15 protein-coding genes are annotated in these 20,438 nt (G+C 53.4%); 6 read left to right on the top strand and 9 right to left on the bottom strand.

Annotation, left to right across the window (positions count from 1 at the left end):
* Positions 1-41: 41 nt before the first annotated feature.
* The 9 genes from ROJ03_RS08950 to ligA all read right to left on the bottom strand — a co-directional run bounded on the left by ROJ03_RS08950 (position 42) and on the right by ligA (position 10,637).
* The gene (locus ROJ03_RS08950) at positions 42-1,037 is read right to left on the bottom strand and encodes a tripartite tricarboxylate transporter substrate binding protein (protein ID WP_313726690.1); all 996 of its coding nucleotides are present in this window, start codon (positions 1,035-1,037) and stop codon (positions 42-44) included.
* Between the two features lie 24 nt (positions 1,038-1,061).
* Complete coding sequence (locus ROJ03_RS08945) at positions 1,062-1,943, bottom strand: DUF1932 domain-containing protein (protein ID WP_313726689.1); 882 nt, start codon at positions 1,941-1,943, stop codon at positions 1,062-1,064.
* Between the two features lie 9 nt (positions 1,944-1,952).
* On the bottom strand, positions 1,953-2,687 hold the full coding sequence (locus ROJ03_RS08940; RefSeq protein ID WP_313726688.1) for a PIG-L deacetylase family protein: 735 nt from the start codon (positions 2,685-2,687) through the stop codon (positions 1,953-1,955).
* Positions 2,688-2,700: 13 nt separating this feature from the next.
* The gene (locus ROJ03_RS08935; RefSeq protein ID WP_313726687.1) at positions 2,701-3,594 is read right to left on the bottom strand and encodes a DUF6282 family protein; all 894 of its coding nucleotides are present in this window, start codon (positions 3,592-3,594) and stop codon (positions 2,701-2,703) included.
* 704 nt (positions 3,595-4,298) lie between these two features.
* Positions 4,299-5,276 carry a BMP family ABC transporter substrate-binding protein gene (locus ROJ03_RS08930; protein WP_313726686.1) on the bottom strand — a complete coding sequence of 326 codons (978 nt, stop codon included), beginning with the start codon at positions 5,274-5,276 and terminating at the stop codon, positions 4,299-4,301.
* A gap of 191 nt (positions 5,277-5,467) precedes the next feature.
* Positions 5,468-6,808, bottom strand: coding sequence for an ATP-dependent 6-phosphofructokinase (locus ROJ03_RS08925; RefSeq protein WP_313726685.1), 1,341 nt, complete (start codon positions 6,806-6,808; stop codon positions 5,468-5,470).
* Complete coding sequence (locus ROJ03_RS08920; RefSeq protein WP_313726684.1) at positions 6,805-7,182, bottom strand: LysR family transcriptional regulator; 378 nt, start codon at positions 7,180-7,182, stop codon at positions 6,805-6,807. Before ROJ03_RS08920 ends, ROJ03_RS08925 begins: the two co-directional genes overlap by 4 nt.
* Positions 7,173-8,471 (bottom strand): aminotransferase class I/II-fold pyridoxal phosphate-dependent enzyme, encoded by a 1,299-nt coding sequence (locus tag ROJ03_RS08915; protein WP_313726683.1) that lies wholly within the window; start codon positions 8,469-8,471, stop codon positions 7,173-7,175. Before ROJ03_RS08915 ends, ROJ03_RS08920 begins: the two co-directional genes overlap by 10 nt.
* Before the next feature lie 54 nt (positions 8,472-8,525).
* Positions 8,526-10,637 (bottom strand): NAD-dependent DNA ligase LigA, encoded by a 2,112-nt coding sequence (ligA, locus tag ROJ03_RS08910; protein WP_313726682.1) that lies wholly within the window; start codon positions 10,635-10,637, stop codon positions 8,526-8,528.
* A gap of 113 nt (positions 10,638-10,750) precedes the next feature.
* On the opposite strand from ligA, the gene ROJ03_RS08905 reads away from it, so the two are divergent.
* From ROJ03_RS08905 to recG, 6 genes are read left to right on the top strand one after another with little or no spacing between them, the layout of a single operon-like run.
* Complete coding sequence (locus ROJ03_RS08905) at positions 10,751-12,730, top strand: molybdopterin cofactor-binding domain-containing protein (RefSeq protein WP_313726681.1); 1,980 nt, start codon at positions 10,751-10,753, stop codon at positions 12,728-12,730.
* Positions 12,727-13,278 (top strand): xanthine dehydrogenase subunit XdhC, encoded by a 552-nt coding sequence (locus ROJ03_RS08900; RefSeq protein ID WP_313726680.1) that lies wholly within the window; start codon positions 12,727-12,729, stop codon positions 13,276-13,278. Before ROJ03_RS08905 ends, ROJ03_RS08900 begins: the two co-directional genes overlap by 4 nt.
* Positions 13,262-14,149, top strand: coding sequence for an FAD binding domain-containing protein (locus ROJ03_RS08895; RefSeq protein WP_313726679.1), 888 nt, complete (start codon positions 13,262-13,264; stop codon positions 14,147-14,149). Before ROJ03_RS08900 ends, ROJ03_RS08895 begins: the two co-directional genes overlap by 17 nt.
* An 18-nt stretch (positions 14,150-14,167) precedes the next feature.
* Positions 14,168-17,629 (top strand): DNA polymerase III subunit alpha, encoded by a 3,462-nt coding sequence (gene dnaE, locus ROJ03_RS08890; protein ID WP_313726678.1) that lies wholly within the window; start codon positions 14,168-14,170, stop codon positions 17,627-17,629.
* A gap of 38 nt (positions 17,630-17,667) precedes the next feature.
* On the top strand, positions 17,668-18,324 hold the full coding sequence (locus ROJ03_RS08885; protein ID WP_313726677.1) for a YggT family protein: 657 nt from the start codon (positions 17,668-17,670) through the stop codon (positions 18,322-18,324).
* A gap of 2 nt (positions 18,325-18,326) precedes the next feature.
* Positions 18,327-20,417, top strand: a complete 2,091-nt coding sequence (recG, locus tag ROJ03_RS08880) for an ATP-dependent DNA helicase RecG (RefSeq protein ID WP_313726676.1) — start codon at positions 18,327-18,329, stop codon at positions 20,415-20,417.
* The last annotated feature ends 21 nt before the right edge of the window (positions 20,418-20,438 follow it).

Here is a 20,438-nt window from a genome sequence, read left to right as displayed (position 1 = left end):
ACATCCGGTACCCGAGGGTACCGGACCTTTGATGCTTACAATTACTTACTAAAGATCTTCTTGAACCCGGCAAGTTCAGAGTTCCACAACTTTCCGTACGCTTCTGCATTAATGTAACCTGGGATGATGTCAGAACGATCCTGGGCTGCTGAGGCTTTGTATTCAGGACTGTCATAGACCTGTTTCAAGAGATTTTCCAGATAGTCCACGATTTCCTTGGGCGTACCTTTCTTGACCGCATACCCTCTCCATGATCCTTGGGTAAAATTGATTCCCTTTTCCACAGTACAGGGAACATTCTTCATCTCATCAACTTCAGAGAGCCTTCTGTCATATAAAGTGACAATAGGAACAACTGAATCTGATTGGAGCATCTGAAGGAAGGAGATCAGCTTATCCTGATAGATATCAATCTCACCACCTAGCAGGGCAGATTTGGTCTCTGCTGCTGAGTTGTAAGGAATATAGAGAAGCTTAATCCCTGCTGCATCAGCAAAACCCTGAGCCATGTAGTCATCAAGACCACCAGGTGAGGTTCCACCGATCGTTACCTTACCGGGGTTCTTTTTGGCATACGCCAGCATTTCGTCAAGATTGGAGAACTTTGGATTTTTCTTGAGAATGGCAAAAGACTGAATATCAATCTGGAAATTTCCGATCGGGATGAAATTCTCACTGAAATTGATAGGTGCTGTCTTCTGTGCCTCAATTATTGGAACTGAAGGGGTAATTTCAAGCAGGGTATACCCATCAGCAGGCTGCTCAAAGGCATACATCATGCCTGTGATGCTTCCACCACCAGCTTTATTGACTACGTTAACAGGCTTTTCGGTAATCTTGTTCATCAACTGTGCGACAGTTCTAGCCATGAGGTCAGCACTTCCGCCGGGCCCAAACGGAACCACCATTTCAATGGCTCTTTTTGGGTAGCCAAGTGCAGCCTTCGTTGAAGCTGGAGCTTCCCCTGTTCCTGCTGCAAACAATGCAAGAGAACTAGCCAATACTAGTAAACTCACCAATGCGATCGCTCTTTTCATTCTGTTTCTCCTTTTTTATAGAACCTAATTTGACAATTCCAATGCCAGATCCAGTACTTCATGAAAATCTTTCGGGACAATACCGTTGAGATGCTCTTTGAGCTGTATCGATCCCATCCACGTTAACCGTTCAATAGTGGCGAGTGATGCATATGGGGCTATGTTCAGATCTTCCAAGGTGGAAACTACGTCTTCCATCTCGCTGATCCTTCGCTCATATCCCACAGCAGTCCTGTTAATAAGAAGGTTTGCCAGCATTTCGACAGAGTTTTGTTGCAAGGTATTCGATATTGACTCCAATACTTGGTCACAGACCCCCATCTTCTGGGATGCAAGAAACGTTTCAAGCATAAGAGAGGTGAAGCCTTTCATGAATACGCTTCTGAACATCTTCATTGCTGAAGAGCTTCCAGCCTGGTCATTGATGTAGGTGATATTCATTCCTATCGAATTCAACATCTCTGCATAGAGCCTCGCACCTGATCCACTTACAGCTATCGGAACCTTATGCTTGTAAGGGGGAACAATCTCCATTACAGCAGAATCTGCAAACAATGCTCCTGTGCCATCAACAAGTCCAGCTATCTCTTTCTTCACGTTTGGCGATGCCGAGTTTAGATCCGAATAGATTTTGCCCTCTTTCAGAAAAGGTGCAGCTTCTTTTGCAATTGACAGTGCATATTTCGCGCTGGTAGCGCAAAGAATCACATCAGAAGCATCTATCAGGCTAGCCAATGAAGGAAGAAGCCTCACTTGGGTTTCTTCTGCCCTCTGTTTGACTATTGGCATAACTCCTGCCATTACATCATAAGCCACCACTTCAGGTTTTGAACTCTCATGCAACCCTTTTGCAATTGAGAAAGATGCCTCTCCGAATCCGATAAACCCCAAGATAAACTTTTTCATTTGCTTCTCCTAGACAAGCCACTCACCAACATAGGGAAATCTTCTTGTGAAAGATTCTGCAAACTTATACTGCTTGCTTCCGGAAAGTCGCCTAGCATGATTACCCCGAATAAAAGCCTTCATTCCGTAGTATTCTATGAGGTGTTTCTGGGCCTTAAAACAGTTCATTGCAGCCTCTTTCTTCTCGATGGTTTCAGTAATGTCGATGATGACTTCAGGCTTGAAGTTGCAAATTTCCGATTGATGAGGTTCAAAACCAAAGATCCTTGTCTGCTTGGAAGTTTTGCTCCCTTCGATGGGTACCCCATTGGAGATGGCCAGGACACTTGCCTTAAATACAAATTTATTCACAGCGTCATGGTCAGGATTCAGGAGGTCAAGCTCACCGTGGGTGATGATGTGGTAGGGCTCAAAATCCCGGATGAGTTTTGCTAGCCTGGTGATCCTTTCTTCAGATTCAAGATCCATATAGTAGTCTTCAAAATCCCAGAATTCGATATCCTTCACTCCAAGGCACTCAGCTGCTGCCATGGATTCCGATTTCCGGATTTTCCTGACATTCTCATATGTCTGGTTTGGCTGGTCCCACAGGTCATTGGACTCACCCCTTACACCCATGCTAAGCACGACAACCTTCACTTCTGCTCCATGATTAAGGTATTTGGCAATTGTACCGCCAGCACGCCATACATAGTCTGCTGCATGACCGCTAATAACTAGAACCTTCTGTGTTTTATCAAACATGTCCAACTCCTCATTAACCGTTTACAATGAATTCTGGATTGACACAGACCATCGTACGCACCTGTTCTTCAGTAAAACCATTCTCCAACAACTTTTCGCAATAGATCTTGATACCTTCGTCAGGATAGACATATGCAGGTTGTCCCAGGTCAGTGGAGATCATACAGTTTTCAGTGCCGACATAGCGAATTTCATCAAACGCCCTCTCCCAAGTAATCTTTCCGGTGTAGGGAGTAGTAAAGCACTGTTCCATGATCGCACCTTTTTTCACAAGTTCCTTCTGCTCTTCCTTAGTGAAAGTGGTGGAAGGGAAATTGGGGTGTGTCACGATGAACTTCTTATATCCCCTTCTATGGCACTCTTCAGCTATGGCAAAGGTTTCGAGTTGGCTGACATGTCCAGAGGCAAGCGCAATATTGTGCTCAACGACGATGTCCAGCACTTCAAGCATGTTCTTTGTGAGCTTTCCATTTTCAAGTGTATAGATTGGTGGTTGGAGTTTTCCCTTCTCAGCAAGTTCAACCCTGAATTTGGCAAAGAATGGCATCTTGGTCCTGTCTGATGCGTTAGCAGCATTGGCCATGATGTGATCACTCTCATTTTTGGAATCGATGGTCGGAAGCCAGACAAGTTTGGCACCATCCATAACAGCAAGCTCAACGGCAAAAGGGTTGATCCCGCCAACTGCATTATTGAGTGTAATGGTTCCAATAGCGGTTGCTCCTGGATGAATCTCATTCATGAGCTTTGCTCGTCCAGTTGTGCTTGAAATATGTGATTTTATGGCATAACCCTTCATACCACAGGCAATGAGCCTCTGCATCAGTTGATGATCAGTCACTTTTCGCCCAATTACGTCCGGTGCAGTATGCACATGCAGGTCCCATGCGCCTTCCCAAATATTCATATAGTACCTCCTGCTAATTAAATTCTACAAAATTGTTGAACAATTTATATCTACAATTAAACGTCCACTTATTTGATTTGTCAACAAATACTTTTCATAATTATTTCCTGACCCCATCCAGGAATCACGGATTAAGGACAGTAGGAGAAGCCTATTGTATTATTGGAATTGAAGATATTTAATTGTTAGGGAACAACAGCACACAGATACATCTCTGTAGGACAGGGAGCCGACAGAGCAGAAATCCAGCAGCCTTTCAGTGTAAGAGGGTCGGAGACAAGAGATCAGGGGGGATCTTTTGCAAACACCCAACAATTTGAGCTTATGGAAGCCAGCAAAGGCTCTTCCCATATCCACAATCCCACTAGTTTCTTCCATAGCCCAATTAATCATCCCCAATTCACATCAATTGGCCTATAGACAAAAAAACCCCCTAGGGAAAAGGAGGTTAAACCCTAGAGGGAACAAAAGGAGGTTAGAAAAAATCCGATTACTGTGCTGTCAGGTCCAACGGACGCAGAAGCATGTCGTTCTCTTTCTGGATAGAACACTACAAACATCGGGAAAAAGAATCAAGAGCTAAATGCGCTTTTTTGCAAAAACTTTTTCCTGCTTTTAGTTACATTGTCACTAGTTAAATAGTGTATAGCTCTCGTTTCACAAAATTCTTGCAACTTTGGCCAAATCATTCAAGCAAAGGGGTTTTACAGTTTGACACTCTTCCAATCGATCGAGAGCGTCTCCTTGGTCAACCTATCCTTTGCCTGGGAAAGTGCATCCCGTATCTGCACATCTTCAGTCACTATGGTGTAGGAGAAGCCACCGTTGGCAAAGTCCAATTGGAGATTGATGCCTCCATGGATTCCACGGCTACGGTATTCCAGAAGGGAATCAAGCATGGGAACCCAGTTATACGCCTGGGCAGCAAGGACCTTGGGGCTGGTGGGGTCTACCCCAAGCCAGAAGATATCCTCACCTGGGTAGTCCTCAACCGCACGAAGAGCACCCTTGGATTGCTGGGAAGAACCGCTGAGGATGTCTGCGCCCGTTGTCCTTACATAGAGATGGGCCATCTGGGAAGAGCGGATATAGTCAGTATAGGTACCGGTATGGACCACCTTGATCTCAGCCTTCGGGTTGACCGACTGTACACCAAGGATGAAGCCTCGGTCATAGCGGGCGGCATCACCACCATCGACAGACCCTATGAGACCGATGACGTTGCTTTTGGTGCTGAGCCCTGCAGCGATCCCATTGAGGTATCCGGTCTGCTCGCTCCTTGGGGTGTAGGAGAAGACATTCTCCATGGAGGTATCCTCTCCGGTGCCATAGGCGAAGATGACAGAGGGGTAGGTTGGAGCCAAATCCTTTACTATGCTGGCATACTGGGCACCGTGGGCAATGATGATGTCATAGCCTTGGGCGATGAACTGCATGATCGCGGTCCCCGCTGCAACTGGATTCTCCTTTTCGCTCAGTCCGACAATGATATCCCCCCGTCTTTGCTGCACACGAAGAAGAGCCTTGTACATGCTTTCGCACCAAAGCCCGTCATCGACCGTGCTTTCGCAGATCAGGCCGATGCGAATCATCTCATCAGGGTGCTTCTCCGTATTTGCCTGGGCGAACCCAAAGGATAGGGAGACCAGGAGCACCACAAGCAATACCAGCAGTTTTTTCATGTGTTCATTCCTCGCTAGCTCAACTATAGGAAGAGGATGCGTAGGCTGTCAAACCGAAACAGGCAGCAAAATGAGAATTACCCCATTGTTCTCCTTCACACTCCTTGCTGTCAGGCACGCGAACGAGAAAGGGAGGCTGCCTTGCAACCTCCCTATCCTGAATTCTGAATTCTGATTCTTGAAACCTGACCCTATGCTTCCTTAGGATTCTTCATGCTGAAGGGCTGGCGTGTATTCTCAAGCACATCCCTCCACAGGGCCCCTTCTAGGTCCACATAGTTTCGGGCACCAATGGCCACCCCGATAGGAAGATGGACAAACCTGTTGTTCATCAAGCCTATGATGAGCTGGGTCTTCCCGGCCATGGCTGCATGCACCGCATGGGCCCCCAGTCGGGCACAGTAGATGGAATCAAAGGAGTCTGCAGGGGCACTACGGATGATGTAGGAAGGATCGATATACTTTACATTGCACTCGATCCCCTCCTTCTCGAAGTAGGCAAGGATCTTCTCCTTGAGGAAGACGCCGATGTCATGGAACCTGACATTTCCCGAGGCATCGGTCTCCCCGGTGGATGGGGCCAGGTCCTGCCCAGCACCCTCAGAGACAAGCACCACAGCATGGCCCCTTTCCAGCATCCTCCTACGGAGGTTGGCAAGGAAACCCTGAGGGCCATCGAGGTCGAACGGGTTCTCCGGGATGAGGCAGAAGTTCACATCGCTCTGGGCAAGGGAGGTATTGGCGGCGATGAAGCCAGAATTGCGTCCCATGACCTTCACCAGGCCGATGCCATTGATGGAGTTCTTCGCTTCCACGTGTGCAGAGCGTACGACAGGCACTGCCAGTTGCACTGCAGTATCCATACCAAAGGAGCTCTGGATAAAGGAGAGGTCATTGTCGATGGTCTTGGGGATCCCGATGATCGAAATCTTCAGGCCCCTTCTCTTGATCTCCTCGCTGATCTCCAAGGCACCCCGGAGGGTCCCGTCACCGCCGATGGTCACCAGGATGTTGATGTTCAGCTTCTCAAGGGTATCCACGATCTCCTCGACCTTCTTTCCGCCACCACGGGCAGAGCCCAGAATGGTGCCACCCTTCTCCTGGATCTCATCGACGATATCCGGATCGAGGGGGATGAGCGGCCAGGGGCTGTTTTCCAGAAGCCCCTGGTAGCCAAACTGCACACCGCTGATACGGCGTACCCCATAGCGGTACCAGAAACAGCGCACAACCGCGCGTATGACATTGTTCATACCCGGACAAATCCCGCCACAGGTGATGATGGCCGCATGGGTATGGGCCGGATTGTAGTAGATTTTCTCCCGAGGGCCTGCAAGCTCTACAGTCTCATCGTGGCGAGGAACCGGATGACCCTTTTCATCGATGTCGGTATCGATGCTGTACAGGATGTGGTCATCATCCGACACATAATCGGCCTGTCCGTCATTACGTGTGGAGCTCATCATTATGGGTGAGAAAATCTTGGCCTCACCCAAATTGGGAATGGAAAAATCAATCTTCTTCGAGTTCACTCTGTTCCTCCGTGATCTTCATCCTCAAACAGGTGGGAAAGCTCCCCCCTGAACCTCTCATAGGGCTGGTTCAGCGAGAGCTTGGCATCCTGCTCGAACGACTCATACAATGCAATGAAGCGCTCGGCAAAGGGTGTGAGGGTCGCTCCGTCCCGAGCAGCCCCACCCTTTCTCCGGTCAAGAACCGCAACACCCAGGCTTTTCTCAAGATTGCGGATCATGGAAAAGGCCTTGGAATAGGAGATGCCAAGCACAGAGGCCCCCTGGCGCAACGACTTGTGGGTCTGGATCTGCTGCAAAAGCCAGAGCACCCCGATACCCATGAACTTGTTGCCTTCCTCATCGACCAGATAGAGCTTCGTTTTTAGTTCCATGCTTCTCCTGCCGCCTGGTAGACCAGTTCCACCAGTTCCTCTATCTTATCACATTCCACCGAACAATAGGCAAGCCTGAGGGTGGTGTTCTGGATATTGATGCAGCCGATCTGGTAGGCATCCAGAAGATGCTTGCGCAAGGTCTCCGAGCTGCCTTTGCACCTGAAGGCCATGAAATAGCCACTGTTGAAGGGATAGGGCTTGAGCAAGGGACTGCCCTCGTACTTCTTCAGGGCCTTGACCATCGCGCGGTACCTTCTCTCCATCTCGTCAAAGGCCTTGGCCTTGTCCTCGCGGTAGTGCTTGCCCTCGCGCATGGCCTTGAGCACCAGGCTCTGGCCCGGGCGGTCGCAACTGGAGACCGTGCTGCGGATGATGCCCAACGTCTTCTTGTTCAGTGCATCGTAGTGGGCACTGGTAAGGCCCTTGGAGGCATAGGTCACAAAGCCGATGCGGAAACCCCAGACCATCTCTTCCTTGGTAGCCCCGTCGGCCTTGACCGCAAGGATATTCTGGTGTGCGTCACAGAGCAGGGAGAACAGGCTCTCCTTTTCGGTCTCTTCCTCAAAGAAGAGGCCAAAATATGCATCATCGGAAATTACCATCAGTTTCATCCCATCCTGGGCAAGGGCTATGAGAGCCTCTGCAATGGCCTTCATCTCCGGTTTGCTGGGGGTAAACCCTGTGGGGTTGTTGGGGAAGTTCAACAGCACCCGAGCCTTCCCTGAAGGAACAGCCTGAAGCGCCTCCTTCATGCCCTGCACATTGAAGCCGCCCTCCTTATTGTAGAGGGGAAAGGTCTCGATGGTGGCGTTCAGCTGATGGGCGAAGATCAACTCATAGTTGTCCCAGGCCAGGTCGGGCACCACCAAGGTATCGCCCTCCTGGAAAAACAGCTGGCCAAGAAGGCTCAGGCCGTGGGTCAGCCCACCGGTGACGATCGGCAGGGAAATCTCCTTGCCAACGAGGGAGGGATTCTTCCTGTAGAGTTCCTCCTTCCACAAAGAACGCAGCTGCTGGTCCCCACCACCAGGAGCGTAGGAGAAGATCTCTGAAGGGGTAAGGCCGTTGCCGGCAAACTGGTTGTAGATGTCGCTCAGATGCATGGGTTGGCCTTTTGTGGTAGCCATCCCGATGGTTGCATTGAAGCGAGTTGCCTTCTGTCCGGCTTCAGCACTCTGGGCAACGATACCCTTGGGAAAGAACATTCTCTTGCCTACAGCAGAAAACAGTTCGTCAACGATGGTCCCTTTCAGTGTCATGTTCAGTTCATTGGCAAGTTCGTGCATCTAGACTCCTCCATTCGTGTTCTTTCTATATATAGTGTTTTGCGGTAAATGTCACTAAAAAGAGAATTCCCCCTGCATTTGTCCGCTCTTTTGTGCAGTTTTTTCTTCTTTGAGCATGGAGAGGAACCGTTGCTCGTCGACTATCTCAACACCTAGCTTGGTGGCCTGGGCCAGCTTGCTACCCGCGCCACTGCCTGCAAGCAGATGGGTCGTCTTGCCGGTTACCGAGCTTGTGGTCCGCCCACCCCGTCTTTCGATCTCATCCAAGGCAAGGGTGCGTGGGTTGAACTGTTCGAACGATCCGGTTACGCACCACACCTGGCCTGCAAAGCTCTGCTCTTCAGCCTTGGATGGCGGCTCCTTTTCTTCACACTGCAAGCCAGCCTCACACAAGGCAGCGATGCGGCGGCGCATAGCAGGGTCGTTGAGGCCATCGATAAGCAGACGGGCGATCTTGGGCCCAATCTGCTTGATGGAGGTCAGCCTCTCTACATCGTCCCTGTCTGCGATGGCCAGCAACTCCTCCATGGATTGTATGCCGGAGCTGACCAGAAGGTCTGCAGCCTTCTTGCCTATCTCTGCAATGCCAAGGGAGGTGATGACCCGCCTGAACGGCTGGGCCTTGCTCTTCTCCACCCCCATCTTGATGGCCGCAATCTTCTTCTCGCCAAACCCAACCTGGTCGCAGAGGGCCTTCTCGTAGTCGATCGTGTAGAGGTCATCCACATCCTTGAGCAGGCCCAACCCTATGAGGACCCCGATCGTCTCGGGCCCCAGTGCATCGATATCCATCTGGGCCTTCCCTACGAAGAACTCCAGGCGGGAGCGTATCTGGTCGGGACAGGAGACGTTTGGACAGAAGGTGTGCCCCCCTCTGGCTACCAGGGCAGAAGAGCAACTGGGACAGACATCCGGAAGGTGCCATACCCCATTACCCATCTCATTCTTTTCGATGACACGCTCAACGGCCGGGATAACATCACCCCGCTTGGAAATCTCGACACTGTCGCCTATCGCAAGCTCGAGCATGTCGATGTAGGTCTGGTTGTGCAAGGTGATGTTCGAGACGGTGGAGCCGCCGACCAAGACGGGCACAACCCTCGCAACCGGGGTTATCCTTCCGGTGCGCCCAACCTGCACCTCAATATTCTCCACTACGGTCAGGGCCTGTGGGGATTCGAACTTGTAGGCGAGGGCCCAGCGCGGATGGTGTTCGGTGTACCCCAGGCTTTCCCGTACAGAAAGCTCGTCTACCTTGATGACCAGGCCATCGATCTCATAGGCAAGGGAGGCCCTTTCGGCGGTATGCATCCTTACATAGTCGTCCACATCAGCGAAACTGAGGGCCGAGCCTTGCAGGGAAACCTTCTCCAGTCTTGCCTCTGCCTCCTCTTTTTCCTTACAGACAAGGGCAATGGTAGGGTTGAGCGAGAAGCCATAGGAGGCGAGTTCGGCCAGGATGGCGAGGTGGTCAGCAAACAGAGACTGGTCCTGCCAGAAACCCTCATAGACGAAGATCCTCAAGGGAACCTTGGCAACCTCGCTGCTCTTTATCCTCCTGATGGTCCCGGCAGCCAGGTTCCTGGGATTGGCGTAGGGGACCTCCATGCCCTTGTTCAGCTCAAGAAACTCAGCCTTGGGGAGGAATACCTCGCCACGGACAGCGACGGTCACCTCTTCAGGGAGCCTCAGGGGTATGCTGGCGATGGTCCGTATGTTTGCCGTCACATCATTGCCCACCGCCCCATTGCCCCGGGTAACGGCCCTCACCAGCAGGCCCTTCTCGTAATAGAGGACAATGGAGACCCCATCGATCTTCTCTTCCACGACAAAGGAGAGATCTTGGCCACACTTTGCCTCAGTCCTTGCCATCCAGGAGGAGAGGGCCTCACTGCTGTATGCCTTGTCCAGGCTGAGGACCGGGATGGTGTGCTCCACTTCAGGGAATTCACTGGTGAGGTCACTCCCTACCCTGAGGGTGGGCGAGTCAGGGAACCGGAGGCTTGGGTATGCCTCCTCCAGGCTTTGCAACCGGTCGAACAGTCGGTCGTATTCGACATCCTTCACCAGTGGTCTGTTCTCGACATAATAGGCCTTCTGGTAGGCCCTCAGCGTATCGGAGAGAGCCTGTACCTCCAGACGAACCGTTTCTTCATGGGTGTTCATGCAGGTATGGTACCCTCCCTCACCACTGTTTTGCAAGCAGAGGATGAGCTTTCTCTCATTGCAGATAATGAGTCAACATGGTATCTTTCTTACCGAGAGAGGAAAGCCGGATCATGATAGACAAGAGAGGGACCATCAACAAAGCAAACCTGCTTCACGGAATCATCATCACCTCCTCGATCGAGGCCGGCAAGATCGAGGAGATCAAGCTCCCGACCCTGGACAACAACTATGTGCTGGTTGCAGCCAGGGATATCCCCGGGACCAACCGCATCAGAGTACTGGACAACGCAACAGCCCTGCTGACATCATCGCAGGTCTCCTACCTCCATCAACCCATCCTCGCCCTCTTCGGCTTTGACAGCGAATCGGTAGAGCTCAAAAGCAAGGAAATAGACATCTCCTACCAGCTCTCATCTTCAACAGAACTGCTGCCAACCATATCCTCCAAGTCGGAGCAGATCATCTCTGCTCCCTTCACCTACCGCTATGGGAACCTGGAAACAGCAACGGCCGATGTACAGCTCAAGACGATGGAGCGCACCTACCGTTTCTCGGGCTCCGGATACACCAACAACAACATCAGCCGGGTCAGTGTGGGCTTCGAGGACGATAAGCTGCACATCTACCTACCCACCCAATGGCCCTCCCATGTAAGGGAGACGGTCAGCGACGTCACCACCATCCCCAAAAAGCGGATCATCATCCACCGCCTTCCCTTCTATGCCCCCCATGACGAGATGCTCATAGGCCCCACGGCCTTGGCCGCCATAGCCTCAGTTGCCTGCATCAAGGGTCAGTGTCCGGTTGAGCTGCAGTGCAAGATCGAGAGCCACCGCCCGAAGATCGTCATACAGCGCAAGAGCTGGTACTATCAGGACGGGAGGGCCCAGGCCGAATCCATCTCGGTTACGGTCGACCAGGGTAGCGCCCCCTTGTTTACCGAAGAGATGTCCAACCAGCTCATTGCCGGCCTGGTTCCCATCTATCCCCTTGAGGCCCTCGCCATCTCCATAACCTTCATGACAAGCAACACCCCCCCTGCACACTTCTTTGGGGACCTGGGCTATTGCGATGCCCTCGCCTCCTCCGAAAGCCACTACAGCGAGCTGGCAAGGCTCACCGGCTACACCTCCTATGCGTGGAGGCTGAAGTTTGCGACTGAAAGCACCTCCCAGATCCAGGTGATCAGGTTCGACAAGATGGCGAAGCTGAAGGACATCATCACCGATGTCTGCAACCGATCGGACTTCCAGCGAAAAAGCGCCGCCTATGAGATGCAGGCCCAGATGAAGGTCAAGCTCTCCACCTTCTTCAACTACAGCAGAGGAACTGCCATGGCGTGCGGTGCAGGCATCAGCGGCTTCAGCTCAGAGTGCAAGGGCCTTCCCCAGCAGTCGGTACAGGTGCAGCTCAACCCCAACAACAAGGTTGAATGCAACACCTCCTTCTACACCAACGGGGGGAGCGTGGAGATCTGGAAACAGATCATCTGCGAAGAGCTTGGGGTGGAGAAAGGGAACATCTCCTTTCCCAGTGATGAACAGGAACTGCTCGACAGCGGCCCCTCGGTGCTTTCGGCAAACAGCGGAAGGATGCCCCAGCAGATCCAGAGGGCGTGTGCCCAGATCAAGGAAAAGCGGTTTGTCCAGCCCCTTCCCATCTGCGAAAGCGTGCTCAACGCCCGTATGGGTGGGGCAAAGGGATCTCTCTTTGCCTCCAACAGCTGGGTTGCACTGTGCATTGAGCTTGAGATCAACGCAGTGACCCTCCAGCCGATTGTTCGCAACGTCTGGGTAACCATCTCGACGGGGCTGCTCTTCGACGAACAGTCCCTGAAAAGCAAGATACGCCATACTATTGTAAGCACCCTCAGGGAAGGAGGTGCTATACTCTCAAGCGACAAGAGCTTTGGCATAGACATTGTGATAAAAACGGAAGGGGAGCAGATATCCTCCTCCATAACCAGTGCCCTGAAAGGCACGGTGACGGCAGCCTACGTCTCCGCCCTGCAGCAGGCCCTTGGCTCCCACATCCCCCAAGTCCCGGTGACAGGGCAGATCATACTTGATGTCATGAGGAAGAAACCATGAAAATAGAGTGTACCATCGATGGGAAAGCACTTTCGCTCTCTGTCAACTCCAACAAGCCTCTCTCACTCATCCTCATGGAAGATGTCGGCAACCGCTCGCTGCTCTGCCACTGCAAGGGGGAAGCGTGCGGCAACTGCATCGTCTTGCTCAACGACGAGGCTGTACTCAGCTGCGTGGTACCGGCATTCCGCCTCAAGGAAGCGACCATCACCACCTTTGAAAGCTACCAAAAGACCCGCCTGTGCAGGGACATTGAGCGTGCCTACCAGAGGAACGGCAATACCCCCTGCCCGAACTGCTATGCCTCAAAGACCCTGATCATCGAATCCATCCTGCAGAACCTGACCAGCACACGGCCCAACAGGATGAGCACCACCATGCTGCCCCGTCCGAAAAGCACAGCCCCTGCCGATGAGGCCCTGGACGAAAAGGACATCATACAGGAACTCTCCCTGAACACCTGCCAGTGCATGCACATGTCTGAACTCGTACAGATCGTCGAGACAGCCCTTACCTTCAGGAGGCGAAAACGTGTACGAAGGAATTAGATCACCGGTAATCCATGCCCCCAAGACCCTCAACGAGTTCAACACCACAGCCCTTCGCTACCCCACCGCCAGGATATGGGCAGGGGGTACCTACATCATGAGCCAGAAGGATTACTACCCCAGCGATTCCAAGGATGCCATCATCGACCTCGGTGGGATGGAGGAGCTGAAGAAGATTACCCGAAACGACCGATTCGTGGAAATCGGCTCGATGGTGACAGCCTCACAGCTGCTCTATGCCGGCAAGCTCATCCTCCCCGAGATACTGCAGGAAACCCTGGAGACCCTGGCATCCCAGATTGTCAGGCGACAGATCACCATCGGAGGCTCCTTGTGCGTGCCTGATGTCAGGCTCTCACTCTCCACCACGCTCGCCATCCTCGATGCCTCGGCGGAATTCAAGTTCTACCAAGGGGGAAAGGTCTCCAACCACTGGATCCCCATCGCCCGGCTCTACGACAAGGGGGGCAACCTCGCCCTGGGTGCGGACAAAGCCCTTATGACAAGGATCCGCATAGGGCTGGACTATGGTGACTACCACAAGTTCGTTACCGTTGAGGACCCTATCCGCAACAGTGACAAGTGTGTTATATTTGCGTTCCAGGCAAAGCGAACACAGAACTCCCTCAGCAAGGTGCAGTTCTGCATGAACTTTCCGACCAAGGCATTCCACATGAGCAAGGATATCGAAGCAAAGCTCTCCTCGCTCACCCTGCCGATACACCCCGAGCGGGTCAACACAATTTCGTATGAGCTGGTTGCAGAGATAAAGAAGCAACATGGCACTATCACCGAACTGCAGCTTGAAAGAGGACGGAGAATGTTCGAATCGGTTCTTCATGGCCTAAACTCACAGACACTGCAAACGTAATCCTTTTGGAGTATTTTCATGGAAGAACTACCCGTAGAGATCCCGCAGGCTCCCTTTACCCACCTGCACAACCATACTGACTTCTCCCTGCTCGATGGGGCAGCCCCGATCGAGCGCTACATGGAGAAGGCAAAAGCCTTTGGCATGAGAAGCCTGGCGATCACCGACCATGGGAACATGTTCGGTGCCTTGCGATTCTATTTTGCAGCAAAGAAAGCCGGCATCAACCCGATCCTGGGGTGTGAGTTCTACACCAACCCGGAAAGCCGAACAGACAAGGCGATGGTCGGGGGCAAGAAGCCCCACCAGTACCACCTGATCCTGCTAGCCATGAATGAGGTGGGCTACCACAACCTCATGATCCTCAACTCCCTTGCATACACCGAGGGTTTCTACTTCAAGCCCAGGATCGACGACGAGCTGCTGGTCAAATACAACGAAGGGCTTATCTGCCTCTCTGCCTGCCTCGGTGGGGAGATTCTGCAGCTGTTGCTCCACAATCAGTATGAGGAGGCAAAAGAGCGGGCCCTCTGGCACGCCTCGATATTTGACAACGGGCGCTACTACCTTGAGATGCAGGACCACGGCCTGCCTGAGCAGAGACGCACCAACCCCATCCTGAAACAGCTCAGCACCGAGACAGGGCTCCCCCTCGTCTGTACCAATGACATCCACTACATCGAGCAGAGCGACGCCAATGCCCAGGACCTCCTGCTCTGCATCGGCACCAACTCCAAGAAGAATGACCCTGACCGGATGCGCTTTCCCAACAGCGAGTTCTACATGAAGGATGCCAAGCAGATGCAGGATCTCTTCTCCTGGTGTCCAGAAGCGGTCGAGAACACCCAGAAGATCGCAGCGATGTGCAACCTGGAGATCCATCTTCCAGGTCCGCTGCTGCCTGACTTCAAGGTCCCCTCCGACTTTGCCAGCCCTGCAGACTACCTCAGGCATGTCTCCAACCAGGGGATGCTGAAACGGTATCCCGCCATCACCGAGGCGCTCCAGGGCCGCCTGGACTATGAGCTGGACATCATCATCCGCATGAAGTTCGAAGGGTACTTCCTCATTGTCATGGACTATATCCAGTGGGCAAAGGACCATGACATCCCGGTAGGGCCTGGAAGGGGAAGCGGCGCAGGCTCGCTGGTCGCCTACAGTGTGGGCATCACCGATGTTGACCCGATCAAGTACAACCTGCTGTTCGAACGGTTCCTCAACCCTGACCGCGTCAGCATGCCTGACTTTGACATCGACTTCTGCTACGAACGGAGGCAGGAGGTCATCAACTATGTCACCGAGCACTACGGTACCGAACGGGTAGCCCAGATAGCAACCTTCGGGACCCTGAAGGCAAAGGCTGTCGTCAAGGACGTGGCAAGGGTGCTGGACATCCCTTTCGACGAGTCGAACAACATCTGCAAACTCATCCCTGAAGATCCCAAGATGACCCTGGAGAAGGCCTTCGAGATGAGCAAGGAACTGGTCGAGCTGGAACAACGGGGAGGCATCTACGCCGAGCTCTTCGATGTTGCAAGGAGGCTGGAAGGGCTCAACCGCCATACCTCCACCCATGCTGCAGGGGTGGTCATCGGCAAGGAGGAGCTGGTCAACTATGTCCCGCTCTACCGTGATGCCAAGACCGGTGCCATATCCACCCAGTACACGATGGACCTCATCGAGGAGTGCGGCCTGGTAAAGATGGACTTCCTCGGGCTGAAGACCCTTACCCTCATCAAGCACACCGAGGACCTCATCAAGAAGAAGGACCCCTCCTTCAGTACAGCCGACATAGACGAACAGGACCCCAAGACCTTTGCCATGCTCTCCAAAGGGGAGAGTGCCGCAGTCTTCCAGTTCGAGAGCGCCGGCATGCAGAACATCCTCAAGGAAGCCCAGCCCTCGGACATCGAGGACCTCGTCGCCCTCAACGCGCTCTACCGTCCAGGACCCATGGCCTATATTCCCCAGTTCATCGCATGCAAACGGGGTAAGCAACCCATCACCTATGCCAATCCCGAACTGGAAGACGAGCTGAAGACAACCTATGGGGTCATCGTCTACCAGGAACAGGTCATGAAGGTAGCCCAGATCATCGCAGGCTATTCGCTGGGCAATGCGGACATCCTCAGGCGTATCATGGGCAAGAAGAAAGTGGCTGCACTGGAAGCGGAAAAGGTCAAGTTCGTGGCAGGTGCCAAGGCCTTGGGACGGAGCGAAAAGCACGCAGTGGAGATATTTGAGATGCTTGAGCCCTTCGCAGGCTACGGCTTCAACAAGTCCCACGCGGTAGCCTACTCGGTGGTTGCCTACCAGACAGCCTTCCTCAAGGCAAACTATCCTGCGGAGTTCTGGGCTGCCAACCTCACCAACGAGATGGGAAGCCCCGACAAGTTTGCCGAATACCTGCAGGTTGCCAAGGAGCAGGGCCTGCAGATCATGGCCCCATCGATAAACTACTCTGACAAGCACTTCTCCGTGGTTGGCAACACGATCGTCTATGGCCTTGCCGGCATCAAGAATGTGGGCGAAGGGGCTGTCGAGCTCTTTGTCGCCGAACGGGAAAAGAACGGTCCCTTCAAGGACTTCCTTGATTTCCTTTCCCGCATAGATTCACGCTCAAGCAACTCCAAGCTGCTTGAGTCCCTCATCAAGGCAGGGGCCTTCGACACCATGGGTGTGAACCGCCCCACCCTGCTGGCCAATGTCGCAGATGCGGTGACCTACGTACAGAAACGACGGGAAGAGCGTGCCTTTGGGCAGATATCCCTCTTCGATGACGAGATCGAGACCCAGATGGACACCTTCACCATGAAGGAGGAACAGGATTGGGAGATCCATGAGAAGCTGGAGACCGAGAAGGCCTTGCTGGGCTTCTACATCTCAGGCCATCCCATGGATGCATACAAGCAGGCGATCAAACAAAGGGTAACCGTAAACACGGCAAAGACAGACCAGCTTCCCTTTGGAAGGGCAACCAACATCATTGCCATGGTGACATCCATCCGCGCCTATACCACCAAAAAAGGCACGGTAATGGCATTTTTGCAGCTGACCGACCTGAATGCATCCTTCGATGCCACCCTCTTCCCCAAGACCTTCGAGCAGTTCAAGGATGTGCTCCAGGTCGACGGCATCTACGGCTTTACCGGCAACTTCGACAACTCGCGGGGTGGGGACAAGGTCTCCTTCCTCATCGAGCAGATCTTCACCAACCCCGAGGACCTCTCCCCCATGGCAGTGACCAAATGCCATATTGAATTGGAGAAATCCTTCTGCACACCAGAGCACATCACCCAGTTGCGCGATGCCTGCCTCTCCTGGGGGGGAAGCTGCAAGGTGGAGCTGCTCATCCGCGAAGGCGAAGAAGAGGGAGATGCCACCATCGCTTGTGGGGGAGAGTTCTCCGTACGGTTCTGCGATGATTTCGTCGCAGAGGCAAAAGAAAACCCTGCTGTCAAAACCATTTGGTTCGACTAAAGGGGAAAAGTTAGGTATCTTACTCTTGGAGGAACCGAATGGACGAAACCTATTATAACGGGGGACTCTTCTCCCTTGGCAATTCATCTAAGACCGTCATGGGAATCGCCGCATTCTTGGCGACGCTTGTCTCGCTCTACTCGATGCTGATCTGGCTGAGGATCGTCCTTACCTGGATACGTCTCCCTGGCCAGATGGGCGAGAACCCCCTGGTGCGTTTTCTTGGGAAGGTCGTTGACCCCTACCTCAACTGGTTCAAGGGCATTACCTCGCTGAAGCGCAGCAGGGTCGACCTCACACCCTTGGTAGCCCTTGCCATCCTTTCGGTGGTGCAGAGCGTGCTCAGCCTTTTCGGCTCCTACGGCAGAATTACCGTTGGGATGATCCTCGCCCTGGTGCTCAACACCCTCTGGTCCTTTTTGCTCAGCCCCATACTCTGGTTCATCATAGCCTTGTTGGCAGTGCGACTCTTCTTCTGCTACAAACGGGGACCAAACTCCATAGGATACATCAAGATGCTCGACTCGCTCGTAGGAGGTGTGCTCAACTGGGTACAGAGGCTGTTCTACAGGAACCGGGCGATCAACGACCGGCAGCTGGTCACCACCAGCCTCATCTTCTTCGTGGTGGTCTACTTCGCCTCCTCCTCCCTGATCAGGGTCCTTGCCACTGCATTCACGCGCCTAACATTCTGACCATGAACTATGTCAGGGCACTTCCAACAAGCATCAAGACCCTAGGGGGAGTAGGCCCTGCCTCGGCAAAGGCCTATACGGAGCTGGGCATCCTCACCTACTCCGACCTCCTTCTCACCTCCCCCCGGGCCTGGGAAGACCGCAGCAAGGTCAGGGCCTTGGGAGGCATTGGTGAGGGCGAGATGGCAAACACCCTTGTCCAGGTGGTAGCCCACACCTATTTTGGCCAGCGAAGTGCAAAAAAACGCACCTTGAAAATCCTGCTGAAGGATGTCTCTGGGGAGGGCGACGGAAGGCTTTCCCTCCTCTGCTTTGGCAGGAACTTCCTGGAAAAGAGCATCAAGGTAGGGAGCATCTACTACTTCTACGGGCAGGTATCACGCCATATGGGAGAGCTGCAATCCTCCCAGTTCGAGCTCCACCCTGCAACCGAGGACGGCGCCTTCCCCTCCACATTTGGCAAGATCCTCCCCATCTACCCCTTGAGGGGGGCCCTTACCCAACGCCTGATACGGGCCAATATCCAGAAGGTCCTCGATTCCGTCGACAGGTTTGAGGAGGAGCTTCCCCACACACTGAGGGAGAAGTATTCGCTGATGGGAACCGACGAGGCCATACGCATATGGCACTTTCCCCCATCCCTGGAACTGCATGAACAGGCACGGAGGACCCTTGCCATCACCGAACTGTTCTACCTGCAGCTTGTCGCCCGGAGGCGAAAGGGATTCGAAGGGAGGGCTGTCCACCAAGGACCTGCCATCCCGACCAAGATCGAGCTCGCCCTCATTGAGAGCCTGCCCTTCTCCCTCACACCCGACCAGATGGGGGCCTTGCATGAGATTCGCAAGGACCTCGCCAGCGAAACACCCATGAACAGGCTGCTGCAGGGTGATGTAGGCAGCGGCAAGACCCTGGTTGCCTGGATAACGGCCTTGCATGCGCTCAGCCAGAACGCCCAGGTCGCTTTCATGGCCCCTACAGAACTGCTTGCCCGCCAGCATGCAGAGTCAGGGGCAAAGCTGCTTGAACCGCTGGGTGTCAGGCTTGCATTCCTCACCGGCTCGGTAAAAAGCAAGGAACGCAAGCTCCTGCTGAAGGCGATAGCCGATGGAGAAGTGGATATCGTCGTCGGTACCCATGCCCTCTTTTCCAAGGAGGTGGCCTTCAAGCGGCTGAAATATGTCATCATCGACGAACAGCATCGCTTTGGCGTAGAGCAGAGGCTGGCCCTCATGGAGAAGGCAGAAGTGCCCGACCTGCTTCTGATGACAGCAACCCCGATACCCCGGACCCTCTCTTTGACCGTATTCGGAAACCTCAACGTCTCGACCATCCGTACCATGCCTGCCGGAAGGAAGCCTGTGGTTACCCACCTGGTGACCGAGCAGAGCCGCCAGAGGATGTACAAGGCTGTTGGTGTTGAGTTCGAGCGGGGTCATCAGGCCTACTTCGTCTACCCCCGCATCGACGACAGTGGCCAGAGCGACCTCAGGGATGTGACCAACATGTTCGAGTTTCTCAAGACCGAGTACCCGGGGGTCCCATCGGAGCTCATCCACAGCAAGCTTGAGGATGAGGAGAAGATGTCCATCCTCAAGCGGTACCAGAGCGGGCAGCTCTCCTACCTTGTATCGACCAGTGTCGTTGAGGTAGGCATAGACATCCCCAATGCCACCTGCATGGTCATCGAGCATGCGGACCGGTTCGGGCTTTCGGCCTTGCACCAGCTTCGTGGCCGTGTGGGAAGGAGCAACCTCCCCTCCTACTGTTTCCTGGTCTTCGGCAACCAGCTTTCCGATGATGCCAAGGAACGGCTTAGGGTGATGAAGGAGTCCAACGATGGGTTCTACATTGCAGAGCAGGACCTGCTCATCAGAGGCCCTGGCGAGATGACGGGGACCAGGCAGTCAGGCTTCTTGCGCCTCCACTATGCCTCCCTCACCGAAGACCTCGACCTCATCGAACTGGCACGATCTGAAGCAGACTCCATCCTTATCAGGGATCCGGGTCTTCTGGAGAGCGGAAACAGTGTCATCAGGGAGGTTCTGGCACAGGCCCCACCCTTTGCACCGGACAATGCCGATGCAAATTGAAGAACTTGCACAAGAGGCCCT

Origin of the sequence: Sphaerochaeta sp. PS (genome assembly GCF_032144095.1) — a bacterium.
Lineage (GTDB): Bacteria > Spirochaetota > Spirochaetia > Sphaerochaetales > Sphaerochaetaceae > Sphaerochaeta.
Note: the sequence above shows the minus strand (reverse complement) of the source record. Positions and strands in the feature narration are given on the sequence as shown.

Excerpts from the sequence above, each read along its gene's own strand:
- recG (WP_313726676.1), top strand. The coding sequence starts at position 18,327 with ATGAACTATGTCAGGGCACTTCCAACAAGCATCAAGACCCTAGGGGGA.
- ROJ03_RS08950 (WP_313726690.1), bottom strand. The coding sequence starts at position 1,037 with ATGAAAAGAGCGATCGCATTGGTGAGTTTACTAGTATTGGCTAGTTCT.
- ligA (WP_313726682.1), bottom strand. The coding sequence starts at position 10,637 with ATGAACACCCATGAAGAAACGGTTCGTCTGGAGGTACAGGCTCTCTCC.
- ROJ03_RS08935 (WP_313726687.1), bottom strand. The coding sequence starts at position 3,594 with ATGAATATTTGGGAAGGCGCATGGGACCTGCATGTGCATACTGCACCG.
- ROJ03_RS08945 (WP_313726689.1), bottom strand. The coding sequence starts at position 1,943 with ATGAAAAAGTTTATCTTGGGGTTTATCGGATTCGGAGAGGCATCTTTC.
- dnaE (WP_313726678.1), top strand. The coding sequence starts at position 14,168 with ATGGAAGAACTACCCGTAGAGATCCCGCAGGCTCCCTTTACCCACCTG.
- ROJ03_RS08930 (WP_313726686.1), bottom strand. The coding sequence starts at position 5,276 with ATGAAAAAACTGCTGGTATTGCTTGTGGTGCTCCTGGTCTCCCTATCC.
- ROJ03_RS08905 (WP_313726681.1), top strand. The coding sequence starts at position 10,751 with ATGATAGACAAGAGAGGGACCATCAACAAAGCAAACCTGCTTCACGGA.
- ROJ03_RS08915 (WP_313726683.1), bottom strand. The coding sequence starts at position 8,471 with ATGCACGAACTTGCCAATGAACTGAACATGACACTGAAAGGGACCATC.
- ROJ03_RS08900 (WP_313726680.1), top strand. The coding sequence starts at position 12,727 with ATGAAAATAGAGTGTACCATCGATGGGAAAGCACTTTCGCTCTCTGTC.
- ROJ03_RS08920 (WP_313726684.1), bottom strand. The coding sequence starts at position 7,182 with ATGGAACTAAAAACGAAGCTCTATCTGGTCGATGAGGAAGGCAACAAG.
- ROJ03_RS08885 (WP_313726677.1), top strand. The coding sequence starts at position 17,668 with ATGGACGAAACCTATTATAACGGGGGACTCTTCTCCCTTGGCAATTCA.
- ROJ03_RS08940 (WP_313726688.1), bottom strand. The coding sequence starts at position 2,687 with ATGTTTGATAAAACACAGAAGGTTCTAGTTATTAGCGGTCATGCAGCA.